Origin of the sequence: Gluconobacter roseus (genome assembly GCF_046058915.1) — a bacterium.
In the GTDB taxonomy this organism is placed as follows: domain Bacteria; phylum Pseudomonadota; class Alphaproteobacteria; order Acetobacterales; family Acetobacteraceae; genus Gluconobacter; species Gluconobacter roseus_A.
Genome location: NZ_CP175538.1, coordinates 1,152,118 through 1,164,677 on the forward strand (window position 1 = coordinate 1,152,118; position 12,560 = coordinate 1,164,677).

The following is a 12,560-nucleotide window of genomic DNA, read 5'->3' on the forward strand; positions in this document are numbered from 1 at the left end:
CCTAGCTGCCTGACGGAGCCGAGTTACGCCCCGCCCGCTCCAGCGCCGCAATCTCGGCCATTACCTCGCCATTCTCGATCTTCTTGGCGACATCCGACAGTGACGCCCCGCTCTCAAGCGACGCCGCTGTGACACGCCACCGCTCCCCGGCCTCAGCATCGCCTTCACACAACCCAGCCGAAATATCGAACCGCAGCAGTGTGGCCTCTCCGCTCAGACGCCGCAGGGCCCGCAACAGCGCATGAGCCTGCGTCGCACGCTCCCCGACAGCCGAAACACCACCCAGGATGGGCAGCGAGCCCCGAGCAAACTCCGCCCGTGTCGTGTCGATCCCGGCCTGGCGCTGGATCCTGTCCGTGACAACCGGATCATCGCGGTTCAGCACGGCTGCCAGATAACGCAAATTTCCAACCACCGCCGTCTGCAGCAGACCGTCCATGTCCTGCCCCCGCCGCTGCGGACAGACCATGAAAGCACAGAGCAGCCCGATCACGCTGCCAAGCGTGTTGTCGAGCATCCGCACCCAGGCTACGCCCTGTGAGGGCATGATCATTTCCGTCACGACAATGAACTGCGCACTGATGAACACGACGAGCATGGTGTAATTCACGGCCCGCATCGCGATCGCCCCGATCACGAACACCGCCACCGCCGCCAGCATCTGCGCCGAGCCCGGCAGAAACGGTGTCAGCAACAACGCCAGCACGCCACCGCCCACTGTCCCGAGCACACGCTCCAGCGCCCGCACCAACGTCGTCTGTCCGGAGGGCTGGATCACCAGCAGCACCGCCACCAGCGCCCAGAACCCGTAATCCAGCCCGAGCCACCAGCTCGTCATGTAAGTGGCCAGCAGCCCCACCACGAGCCGGAGCGTATGCTGCCAGATCGCCGGCGTCAGGCGCGCCACATGCCGGGGCAGTTCGGCATCAAGCGGCAGCCGTGCCTTCTGTGCCAGACCTTCGGCCAGCGTTCCCAGCGTCCGCGCACTGGTCGCCACCAGCTCCCCGATCGGACCAGCCGTCGCGGGAATGCTCTCCGCCAGCGCAAGCCCTTCCGCTGCCAGATGTTCAAGATCCGGCGTGGGCTCCAGTGCTGCATCGCTGGCATGCTGACACAGCGCGGAAAAAGCCGCGAGCGTGCCCCGCGCCTCGAAATCCAGTCCGCGCGTCTCGACCAGATGCTCCACCGCCAGCATGGCCGTAAACAGGCGTTCCGCCCCGGCCAGAGACGCAATCAGGCGTCCGCGCATGCCATAACTGGCATGCCCGGCATCAATCTGAAGCGCCAGACCGCGCGCCCGCTCGATGGCGGTGCGTACATTCTGCCGATGGACCGTTTCCTGAAGTCGCCCCGCCGCAATCTCGCCCGCCATGACTGAAAGCAGCCGGTAACAGCTCCCCACGGCTCGTCTGGCTGGCGCATAGGGATGCAGCGGCCAGATGACGAGGCACAGGAGCATGGCCCAGACGCCACCTCCGCCAAACGCCAGAGCAATGACGAACGCGTCCTGCAATCCATGTGCCGGGAACCCCGTCCCTGCCAGCATGACGCATCCCAGAAGCGCGCAAAGCAGCGCCATGGACGGTGTCAGCGCCCGCGCCATGCCTGTCAGCAGACCCGTCAGCACCAGCCAGGGCAGCACGCCCCACAGCGGATAATCCGCGACAAGAGAGGTCACGCCCCCCAGGATTGCGCCACCCACCGTGAAAAGCCCGAGAATGCGGAACTGTTCCCGCGCCGTCCCGCCCGGCTCAATCAGGCAGCTCCAGAACGCCGCAAAGGCAGCCCAGGCCAGCACGGCCTGCTGTTCGTAAAGTGCGGGAAGCAGCGCCATGACGGTCGCCACCGCAGCCCGGCTCCCCTCGGCCGGAGCGATCTGCTCCGGACTGACGGGAACGGAATGCCGGGCCAGAAACTGCGTCAGAAAGTCGAACGGCCTGCCCCTGTTGGGGGCAGGCCGGGACGACGGACCAGTCAAAAGAGGATCGCGGACCATGTCCTCAGCGACCGGTCAGGATACGCTCCACGAGCTGGCCGACCGTCGGGACAAAACCGTTCGCATAGAACGGATCCGTGCCGAAGCGCCACGCATTCGTGCCGCCAAACATCAGATTATGGTCCATGACCACATCCTCATCCGCACCGGGCGGAATATGGGAAATGGTCTGGAGCGTCTTTTGGATGCAGAAAGACCGCGGATCCGCCTTCTGACCCGTCGTGTACGGCTCGCGCTGCATCCAGTTTGAGAAGCGGCACTGCGACAGACAGCCCATGCAGGCCGTCTGATCCGCCAGGATTTCGCGACTGCTTTCCGGCGTCACAAACACCAGCGTATCATCCGGGGTCCGGAGTGCTTCCGTAAAGCCGGCAGCTTCCCACTCCGCAATGCGCGGACGATCAGCTGCCGGCACGAACACCTCGCGCTTACGGGCACCAACGCCATAGGACGCTTCATACCCGTCGCCGGCTTCCTGACTGTAGGGCACCTGACGCTCGGACCGTGCGCGCAGATCGTTCAGGAAGCTGTTCTTGACCGCCGAGGAATAGAACCCTGTCGGAGAGAAGCGGTTGAGATACACATCCCCCTTCTTCAGCGTCAGGAGACGGCGCTTCCAGGCATCGGGGATCGGGCTTTCCTGCGTCAGCAGCGGACGGGTTCCGAACTGGAACGCGATCGGCCCCAGTTCCGGATTGCCGATCCAGTCCTGCCATTCCTCAAGATGCCAGACGCCACCGGCCATGATGATCGGCGTCTCATCCAGACCATAATTGCGCATGACGCGGCGCAGTTCGAGAACGCGCGGATACGGATCTTCCGGAGACAGCGGATTTTCCGTGTTGGACAGGCCGTTATGACCGCCCGCACGCCACGGATCCTCATAAACCACGCCGCCCAGCAGTTCGGGAGCCTTGCTGTACGCACGGCGCCACAGGGCATTGAACGCGCGTCCCGAGGAAATGATCGGGTAATACGGAATCCCGAAACGGACCGCGATGTCCGACAGGCGATACGGCATACCTGCACCACAGGTCAGACCATGCACAAGGCCCGGAGCACCTTCAAGGATGCCCGTGATGACTTCCTCGGCCCCGCCCATTTCCCACAGGATATTGACGTTGATCCGGCCTTTGCCGCCCGAAATGTCGTGGGCGATCTTCGCCTGGGCGATGCCACCATCAATGGCGTAGCGGATCAGTTCCTGCTGACGCTCACGACGGGTCCGGCCATGATAGATCTGCGGAACGGGCTTGCCGTCCTGATCGTAGCTGTCCGCATTGACGGCCGAGATGGTTCCGATCCCGCCAGCGGCAGCCCAGTGTCCGGCCGAAACGCCCGTGGAGACGGAAACACCTTTGCCCCCTTCGATCAGAGGCAGCACATCCTGACCACCAAAACGGAGGGTATCAATAGATTTCATGGGGACTGGCTGTCTCCGATACTCAGAAAAAAAAGGCGGGGCCTTGCGAGCCCCGCCCCAACACTCATTCGGCGTCGCGACGGGGCGGACGGCCCGGCTTGGCCCCCACGCTCTCCGTAATATCGGCGCCCGTGGCCTGATCGACAACCCTCATGGAGAGCTTGACCTTGCCGCGGTCGTCAAAACCGATGACCTTGACCTTCACGGCATCACCCTGCTTGACGACATCGGTCGTCTTCGCAACGCGGCCTTCTGCCAGTTCGGAAATGTGAACCAGGCCATCACGCGGACCAAGGAAGTTCACGAACGCACCGAAATCGGCGGTCTTGACGACCTTGCCGTCATAGATGCGGCCGATTTCCGGCTCGGCGACGATGCCTTCGATGCGGGCAATGGCCTTCTGGGCCTGCTCGTCGTTGGAAGCAGCAATCGTCACGGTGCCATCGTCACCGATATCGACCTTCGCACCCGAATATTCGACGATTTCGCGGATCACCTTGCCACCGGAACCGATCACATCACGGATCTTTTCCTTCGGCACGGAGATCGTGGTGATCTTCGGTGCATTGCCCGAAACGTCCGAACGACCTTCCGTCAGGGCCTTGGCCATTTCGCCAAGGATGTGGATACGGCCTTCACGGGCCTGCTCCAGGGCGATCTTCATGATTTCCGGCGTGATGGACGTGATCTTGATGTCCATCTGCAGCGCGGTCACGCCGTCAGCCGTACCGGCCACCTTGAAGTCCATGTCGCCGAGGTGATCTTCATCACCCAGGATGTCGGACAGCACGGCGTAGCCACGGTCTTCCTTGATCAGGCCCATGGCAATGCCTGCAACGGGACGCGGCAGCGGAACGCCGGCATCCATCAGAGCGAGCGAGGAACCGCAGACGGTTGCCATGGAAGACGAGCCGTTGCTTTCCGTGATCTCGGAAACCACACGCATCGTGTACGGGAAGGCTTCCTTGCTCGGCAGCAGCGGATGGATTGCGCGCCATGCCAGCTTGCCGTGACCGATTTCACGACGGCCCGGGGAGCCCATGCGGCCACACTCACCGACCGAATACGGCGGGAAGTTGTAGTGCAGCATGAAGTTGGAACGGTATTCACCTTCCAGCGCGTCGATGATCTGCTCGTCCTGACCCGTGCCGAGCGTTGCGACCACGAGGGCCTGCGTCTCGCCACGTGTGAACAGGGACGACCCATGGGCGCGCGGCAGGATACCGACTTCGGCCAGGATCGGGCGAACCGTCTTCAGGTCACGGCCATCGATACGGATGCCCGTCTTGAGGATGGAGCCACGAACGACCTGTGCCTCAAGCTCCTTGAGCATCGGCTTGGCCAGTTCGACGTCCAGACCTTCCTCGGCCAGGATCTCGTTGATCCGGTCCTTGGCTTCGGCGACCTTCTTGTAACGGGCCTGCTTCTGACGCTCCTTGTAGGCGTCCGCCATCAGCTTGTTGCCGACCTTCTCGACGCGCTTGCGAAGGGCGATTTCTTCCTTCGTCAGCGACGGCAGATCCCACGGTGCTTTCGCAGCGTGCTCGGCAAGCGCGATGATGGCATCGATGACCGGCTGGAAGGACGTGTGACCCAGCGTCACGGCTTCAAGCATCGTCTCTTCCGAAAGCTCGCTGGCTTCGGATTCAACCATCAGCACGCCTTCGGCCGTACCGGCGACCATCAGGTCGAGCGTGCTGTCCTTGATCTCGTCATGCGTTGGGTTCACGACCAGCTTGCCGTCGATGCGACCGATGCGCGCACAGGCGACCGGGCCGAAGAACGGAATACCGGAAAGCGTCAGCGCAGCCGAGCAGCCGATCAGCGACACGAGGGCCGGATCGTTCTCGTTGTCGTAGCTCAGAACCGTTGCGGTGATCTGGACTTCGTTGCGGAAGTTTTCCGGGAACAGCGGACGGATCGGACGGTCGATCAGACGGGCGTTCAGGACTTCGGCTTCGGACGGACGGCCTTCACGCTTGAAGAACCCACCCGGGATTTTGCCGGCGGCGTAAGCCTTTTCCTGGTAGTTGACCGTCAGCGGGAAGAAGTCCTGTCCCGGCTTGACGGTCTTGGCACCAACGGCGGTGCAGAGCACGACCGTGTCGCCATACGTGATCATGACCGCGCCGTCTGCCTGGCGTGCGACCTTGCCGGTCTCCAGGATCAGGGGGCGTCCGGCCCATTCGATTTCCTTGCGGAAATAATCAAACATGCATGTTTTCCCAAATTAAGGATGAAACCATCCCCGGGCGTCCGGCAGGTGGCGGAGCAGCGTTTCGGACGGCATGGCGGTGATGACGGGAAGCCCCCGACATGACACCATGTGGCCTGAAACGCCGGTCGCGCACCCGCACCGCCGGACAGGCGATGGCGGGATGTCCGGGAGCAGGCTCCCGGACAGATCTAGCTCAGCGACGCAGGCCGAGACGCTCGATCAGGCTCTGGTAACGGGCCTGGTCCTTGCGCTTCAGGTAGTCCAGCAGGCTACGACGCTGACCGACCATCATCAGAAGACCACGACGGGAGTGGAAGTCCTTCTTGTGGGTCTTCAGGTGCTCGGTCAGGTTGACGATACGCTCGGACAGGATTGCAACCTGTACTTCCGGCGAACCCGTATCCGTCTCGCTCTGCTTGTACTCAGAAATCAGTGCCGTGCGGCGTTCTGCGGTAATCGACATCGTGTTCTCCAAAAAACTCGTGGTTTTCCAGCATACGCGCTGCTTTGAGCCGCCCATGACGGACATGACACAGACCCAGCACGTGCTCTCCGATCATCGCGCGCCACAGATGGTCTTCCCCCTGCGACGATGCCGGCAGAGGATGCACGAGGTCCGCGGGGTCTATCGACTGCCCCCAGACAAGCATCCTTCCCTCCGCATCGGTGACGGCCAGCGCCGGGATGTCGACCAGCGCGGTCGCCGCATCCAGCAGAGGAGCCGGAAGAGCATCGGCCTTGTCCACAGTTTGAGTCGATTTGTCCAGTGATATCTGATCGATCGTCAGTGCGTGGCTCAGATCGAACGGCCCGCACTTCGTCCGCCGCAGCACCGAAATATGACCCACCGTTCCGCAGGCCAGCGCGATGTCCCGTGCCAGGGAACGCATATAGACGCCCTTGCCAGACTGGACGTCGAAGACGGCCGTATCCGCATCCGGACGTTCCACCAGCGTTATCGAATCGATCCGCGCCGGACGTGGCGGAAGCTCAGGCGGACGGCCGGCCCGCGCCATGTCATAGGCCCGCTCACCCCCGACCCGCAGCGCTGAAAAGACGGGTGGCACCTGCATGACATTTCCGGTGAGCGCGGGCAGAACGGCACGGATCTGGTCATCGGTCGGGCGGTTCGGAGATGTCGCCAGAACCTCGCCTTCAAGATCATCCGTCGTCCGGCTTTCCCCGAAAGTCAGGGTGAAACGGTAACGCTTTGTCGCGTCCATGATGTATGGAATGGTCCGCGTCGCCTTGCCGAACGCGATCGGCAGCACGCCGGAAGCCAGCGGATCGAGCGTCCCGCCATGACCGGCCTTTTTCGCATCAAAAGCCCATCGCAGCTTGTTGACCATATCCGTGGAGGTCGGCCCCAGCGGCTTGTCGAGAATCAGCCACCCGTCGATATCGCGTCCACGTTTTCTGCCCATACATCCCGTCCTTGCTTTTGAAGGCCGCTGATAGACCAGCAGGGGGCCGGAATGCAAAAACGCCCCTCACCGAAAGTGAGAGGCGTTTTTAAAAAAAGTCACTCGGGCTTGGAGTTCAGATCCCGCTGGACTTCCGGAGACCGCATAATCTCGTCGAGTTCCATGGCGTTATCCAGCGCCGTATCGGGCTGGAAGTGGATCTCTGGTACCGTCCGGAGATTGAGAGCCTTGGAAAGGCCCGTTCTCAGGAAAGGTGCCACCCGCTTCAGGGCTGGCAGGAGAACCTCTACATCGCTCCGTCCCAGACGTGTCACGAAAGCCGTGGCATGTCTGAAATCCGGAGAGATGCGAACTTCCGTCACCGTAATCCGCACATCCAGCAGTTCCGGATCGCGGAATTCGGTCCGGGCGAACAGTTCCGCCAGAACCCGGCGGACCTCTTCGGCCACCCGGAGCTGGCGGGTGCTGGGCCCGTGAGCGGAGACGCCCGCGGGACCTTTCACGTCATGTCTGGAACGGGAACTCAAGCCGGGATCACTTCCATTTCGTAGCACTCGACCATGTCGCCTTCGCGCAGGTCGTTGTAACCCGCAAACGACAGACCACACTCGTAACCGCGTGCCACTTCCTTGACGTCATCCTTGAAGCGCTTGAGCTGGCTCAGCTCGCCCTCATGGATAACCACGTTGTCACGCAGCAGACGCACGCCACAGCCGCGCTTGACGAGACCTTCGGTGACATAGCAACCCGCGACCTTGCCGGTCTTGGTGATGTTGAACACCTGACGGACCTCTGCGTAACCGAGGAACTTCTCACGATGCTTCGGCGCAACCTTGCCCTTGACCAGCTGCTCCACGTCATCCGCCACCTGGTAGATGATCGAGTAGTAGCGGATGTCCACACCCTCGCGCTGGGCCAGTTCACGGGCCTGCGTGGTTGCACGGACATTGAAGGCCACGATGATGGCATCAGAAGCCTTGGCAAGCTGGATGTCGCTTTCCGTGATCTGACCGACACTGGCGTTCAGGACGCGGACAGCCACTTCCTCATGGGCCAGCTTCTGCACGGTCGTAGAAATCGCTTCCGCCGAACCCTGCACGTCAGCCTTGATGAGAAGGGCAACTTCCTTCTGCACACCGGCCTGGATCCGGGCCAGCATCTGATCGAGCGTTCCACGGGCTGCAACCTGCGACGCCGCTTCCTTCTCCTTGATCTTCCGCTGACGGAACTCACTGATCTCACGGGCCCGCGCATCGTTCTCGACGACAACGAACGGCTCGCCCGCACCCGGCACACCCGTCAGGCCGAGAATCTCGACCGGCAGGGACGGACCGGCTTCCTTGACCTGACGGCCACGGTCGTCGAGCAGCGCACGGATACGGCCCCATTCGGCACCGGCCACCACGATATCGCCACGACGCAGCGTACCCTTCTGGACGAGAACGGCAGCAACAGGGCCACGTCCACGATCCAGACGGCTTTCGATCACGACACCTTCGGCCACACGGTCCGGATTGGCCTTGAGATCCAGCAGCTCTGCCTGAAGCAGGATGCATTCTTCAAGCTTGTCCAGACCGGTACGCTTGAGGGCCGAAACCTCGACGTCCTGGGTGTCACCACCCATTTCCTCGACCACGATCTCGTGGCTCAGCAGTTCCTGACGCACGCGGTTCGGATTGGCGCCCGGCTTGTCGATCTTGTTGATTGCCACAATGATCGGAGCATTGGCCGCCTTGGCGTGCTTGATGGCTTCGATCGTCTGCGGCATCACGCCGTCATCGGCAGCCACGACCAGCACGACGATATCCGTCACGGACGCGCCACGGGCACGCATGGACGTGAAGGCCTCATGACCCGGGGTATCGATGAAGGTGATCTTCTTCCCGGACGGCGCCGTGATCTGATACGCGCCGATATGCTGGGTGATGCCACCGGCTTCGCTGGCGGCCACATCCGTGGTGCGCAGTGCATCGAGCAGGGAGGTCTTGCCGTGATCGACATGCCCCATGACCGTGACGACCGGAGCACGCGGCTTCAGATCGGTTTCGCTGTCCTCGACACCCTCGATACCAATTTCAACATCGCTCTCGGAAACACGCTTGATGCGGTGACCGAATTCCTCGACCACGAGTTCAGCGGTATCGCCGTCAATGCTCTGTGCGGCCGTCGCCATGACGCCCATCTTCATGAGCGCCTTGATGACTTCACCCTGACGGGCGGCCATACGGTTGGCCAGTTCGGCGACCGTGATGGTTTCCGGCACGATGACGTCACGCACGACGCGGACCTGATCGGAACGCAGACGCTCCAGTTCGGCCTGGCGACGCTCACGGTCGCGCTGACGGCGGACCGATGCCAGCGAACGCGTCTTGTCGTCATCACCTTCAATCGCAGCGCGGACGTCAATACGGCCTGCACGGCGATCGCTGCCGCCACCCTTACGGGACGGCGCGGACGGACGGCGCTGCGGTGCAGCGGCAGCCCCCGGACCACTGCGGCGGGGTGCGGGACGACGCTCGTCATCACCACCAGCGGCACCGGAACGCAGATGAAGCGTTTCGTTGTTACGGGCAGGCGCAGAAGCAGATGCTGCCGGACGCGACGGCTGGACCGGGCGCGGCGGCATGATCGCACGCTCGGCCAGAGGACGCAGACGCTGCACCGGAGCCGCCAGCTGAACACCGCCGGTCGAGTGGCTGCGCGGATCGAGCGGAGCCGCTCGCGCAGCTTCCTCGGCCTCGCGGGCCGCAGCTTCGGCAGCAGCCTGTTCGGCAGCGCGTGCCGCAGCTTCAGCAGCAGCCTGTTCGCGCGCAGCCTGCTGCTCGCTTTCCTTCAAGACGGCGATTTCCGCAGCCTTCTGTTCGCTGATCAGACGCTCTTCCTCGGCAGCGCGACGCGCAGCTTCGGCAGCCGACATGATCTGGATCTTTTCTTCCTCGCGCCGCGCAGCCTCTTCAGCCGCGGCCTTGCGCTGCCCCTCAAGGGCGCGCTGGCGGGCTGCCAGTTCGGCTGCCGTCAGGGCACGTCCACCCGCACGGCCACCGCGGGCCGCCGCACCGGCACCCGGGCCGGACGCATTGCGCTTGGGCTTGCGGACCTCAACCTGCACGACCTTGGAACGGCCATGGCTGAAGCTCTGACGTACGGATCCGGCATCCACAGTACGCCCGACCTCCTGACGTCCAGCAGGGCGAAGCGACAGGCGGCTGCTTCTGGTCTGTTCGCCGCCCTGTGATGGGGTGTTGTTTCCGTCCTGGTTGCGCTCGTTGCCGTCGCTCATAGTTCCGCCTGTTCCTTACTGACCCCTGCGGGGTCTGGGAGCGGACGTCCTGCCACTCCCGAAAATCTCTCATGTTCGGCGATCAGGCGCTGTGCCAGCGCTCCTGGCGCCATCACCGCATAGACCGCCCGGTCCCGGCTGAACGCCGATTCCAGGACCCGATCGGGAACTGTCACCACCGGCAGAGAACGCCGGCCCGACACCAGTCTGGAGAACTCGTCCGGGCTTGCACTTTCCGAACGGATCACCACCCCTACCCTGCCTGAAGTGAGCCACTCCCGGCATTTCTGAAACCCGCAGACCGTCTGACCCGCTCTCCGGGCCAGGCTGACTGCGTCCAGCATCCGCTGCACCAGCGCGGCCTCGACCAGATCGGCCAGGCCTTCCGGTACGATCACCTGGGCTTTTGCCGCTCTGGCAAAAGCCTGTCGTGTGCGGGCGCTATCTAACACATCCCGGCTGGCACTCAACCACATTCCCCGGCCCGGAAGTTTTCCAGCGAGGTCGGGCACAACCCGGTTATCCGGGCTGACCACGAAACGGATCATGCCTTCAGGCGGCTTCTGCTCTCGTGTAACGATGCATCGCCGCTCCGAGCCGCGACGCCCTAGAGCACCACGAACGGGACCATTATCAGTATCAGAAATATCAGACGTCGGTCGACTCCTCATCACCATTTTCGGGCTTTGCCGAGTTGGCTTCCTCACCATCGAACCAGTGTGCACGGGCTGCCATGATGATCTCGTTGGCGGCATCCTCGTCGATGGCATCCTCACCGAGGATTTCCACCAGTTCGTCACCAGCCAGATCCGCCAGATCATCAAGCGTCTTCACGCCCTTCTCACCCAGCGTCACCAGCATCTGGTTCGTGAAGGTTCCCAGCTCGGCCACATCATCCGTGACACCCAGCGCCTTGCGCTGATCGTCCAGGGCCTGCTCCTTGCTGGCCAGATAGTCGTTGGCGCGATGCATGAGCTCTTCGGCCACGCTCTCGTCAAAGCCTTCGATATCGTTCAGTTCGCCCGGATCGGTGTAGGCCAGTTCCTCGATCGTGTGGAAGCCTTCCGTCACCAGTAGGCCCGCAATCACGTCATCGACGTCCAGCGCCTCGACGAACTGCGAGGAGCGCTTGCGGAACTCTTCCTGACGACGTTCCAATTCCTCGGCCTCCGTCAGGATGTCGATGTCCCAGCGCGTCAGCTGGCTGGCCAGACGCACGTTCTGACCACGGCGACCGATGGCGAGCGAAAGCTGCTCATCCGGCACCACGACCTCGACGCGGCCAGCTTCCTCATCCATCACCACCTTGCTGACTTCAGCCGGGGCCAGCGCATTGACGACGAACGTCGCAGCCTGCGGGCTCCAGGGGATGATGTCGATCTTCTCGCCCTGCAGTTCGGCCACGACGGCCTGAACGCGGGAGCCGCGCATACCGACGCAGGCACCAACCGGATCGATCGCCGCATCGCGGGAAATCACGGCCATCTTGGCGCGCGAGCCCGGATCACGGGACACGGCCTTAATCTCGATAATGCCGTCGTAGATTTCCGGCACTTCCTGCGCAAACAGCTTGGCCAGGAAGGCCGGATGCGTGCGGGACAGGAAGATCTGCGGGCCGCGCGGCTCGTCACGCACATCATAGATATAGGCGCGGACACGGTCGGAATTGCGGAAGGATTCGCGGGGGATCAGCTCGTCACGACGCAACAGGGCTTCCGTATGGCCGATCTCGACCATGAGGTTGCCGTACTCGGTGCGCTTGACCGTGCCGTTGACGATCTCGCCCACGCGGTCCTTGAACTCGTTGTACTGGCGCTTGCGCTCGTATTCGCGCACGCGCTGCACGATGACCTGCTTGGCCGTCTGCGCTGCGATACGACCGAAATCGATCGGCGGCAGTGGATCGACCAGATGCTCGCCGGCCTGGATTTCCGGCTGGAACTTGCGGGCGATATGCAGCGGGATCTGGGTGTCCTCGTTCTCCACATGCTCGACCGCTTCGGTCCAGCGGCTCAGACGGACTTCGCCGCTCTTGCGGTCGATCGTCGCGCGGATGTCCTTTTCATGCCCGTACTTTGCACGGCCAGCCTTCTGGATGGCCTGCTCCATGGCTTCGAGCACTTCCTCGCGGTCGATGTTCTTCTCGCGGGAAACTGCATCTGCAACCAGCAGCAGTTCGGGACGTGTAACAGACGTGTCCATCAGATCGGACCTCCAGC

9 protein-coding genes are annotated in these 12,560 nt (G+C 62.8%); all 9 read right to left on the reverse strand.

Features of this window, described 5'->3' with window-relative positions; all coding sequences use genetic code 11:
* Position 1: 1 nt before the first annotated feature.
* Complete coding sequence (locus tag ACJ2A4_RS05375; RefSeq protein ID WP_408873914.1) at positions 2-1,996, reverse strand: FUSC family protein; 1,995 nt, start codon at positions 1,994-1,996, stop codon at positions 2-4.
* Positions 1,997-2,000: 4 nt separating this feature from the next.
* Positions 2,001-3,419 carry an NAD(P)H-dependent flavin oxidoreductase gene (locus ACJ2A4_RS05380; RefSeq protein ID WP_408873915.1) on the reverse strand — a complete coding sequence of 473 codons (1,419 nt, stop codon included), beginning with the start codon at positions 3,417-3,419 and terminating at the stop codon, positions 2,001-2,003.
* A gap of 64 nt (positions 3,420-3,483) precedes the next feature.
* Positions 3,484-5,634 carry a polyribonucleotide nucleotidyltransferase gene (gene pnp, locus ACJ2A4_RS05385; protein ID WP_408873916.1) on the reverse strand — a complete coding sequence of 717 codons (2,151 nt, stop codon included), beginning with the start codon at positions 5,632-5,634 and terminating at the stop codon, positions 3,484-3,486.
* Between the two features lie 196 nt (positions 5,635-5,830).
* A complete protein-coding gene (rpsO, locus tag ACJ2A4_RS05390) occupies positions 5,831-6,100 on the reverse strand; it encodes a 30S ribosomal protein S15 (RefSeq protein ID WP_011253110.1) in 270 nt (89 codons plus the stop codon).
* Positions 6,060-7,061, reverse strand: a complete 1,002-nt coding sequence (gene truB / locus ACJ2A4_RS05395; RefSeq protein WP_408873917.1) for a tRNA pseudouridine(55) synthase TruB — start codon at positions 7,059-7,061, stop codon at positions 6,060-6,062. The genes rpsO and truB overlap by 41 nt, the downstream gene beginning before the upstream one ends.
* A gap of 98 nt (positions 7,062-7,159) precedes the next feature.
* Positions 7,160-7,588 (reverse strand): 30S ribosome-binding factor RbfA, encoded by a 429-nt coding sequence (gene rbfA / locus ACJ2A4_RS05400; protein ID WP_011253108.1) that lies wholly within the window; start codon positions 7,586-7,588, stop codon positions 7,160-7,162.
* Complete coding sequence (gene infB, locus ACJ2A4_RS05405) at positions 7,585-10,341, reverse strand: translation initiation factor IF-2 (RefSeq protein WP_408873918.1); 2,757 nt, start codon at positions 10,339-10,341, stop codon at positions 7,585-7,587. The genes rbfA and infB overlap by 4 nt, the downstream gene beginning before the upstream one ends.
* Positions 10,338-11,051: an RNA-binding protein gene (locus ACJ2A4_RS05410; RefSeq protein WP_408873919.1), complete on the reverse strand. Its 714-nt coding sequence runs from the start codon at positions 11,049-11,051 to the stop codon at positions 10,338-10,340. Before ACJ2A4_RS05410 ends, infB begins: the two co-directional genes overlap by 4 nt.
* Positions 10,990-12,543, reverse strand: a complete 1,554-nt coding sequence (gene nusA, locus ACJ2A4_RS05415; RefSeq protein ID WP_408873920.1) for a transcription termination factor NusA — start codon at positions 12,541-12,543, stop codon at positions 10,990-10,992. The genes ACJ2A4_RS05410 and nusA overlap by 62 nt, the downstream gene beginning before the upstream one ends.
* Positions 12,544-12,560: the final 17 nt, after the last annotated feature.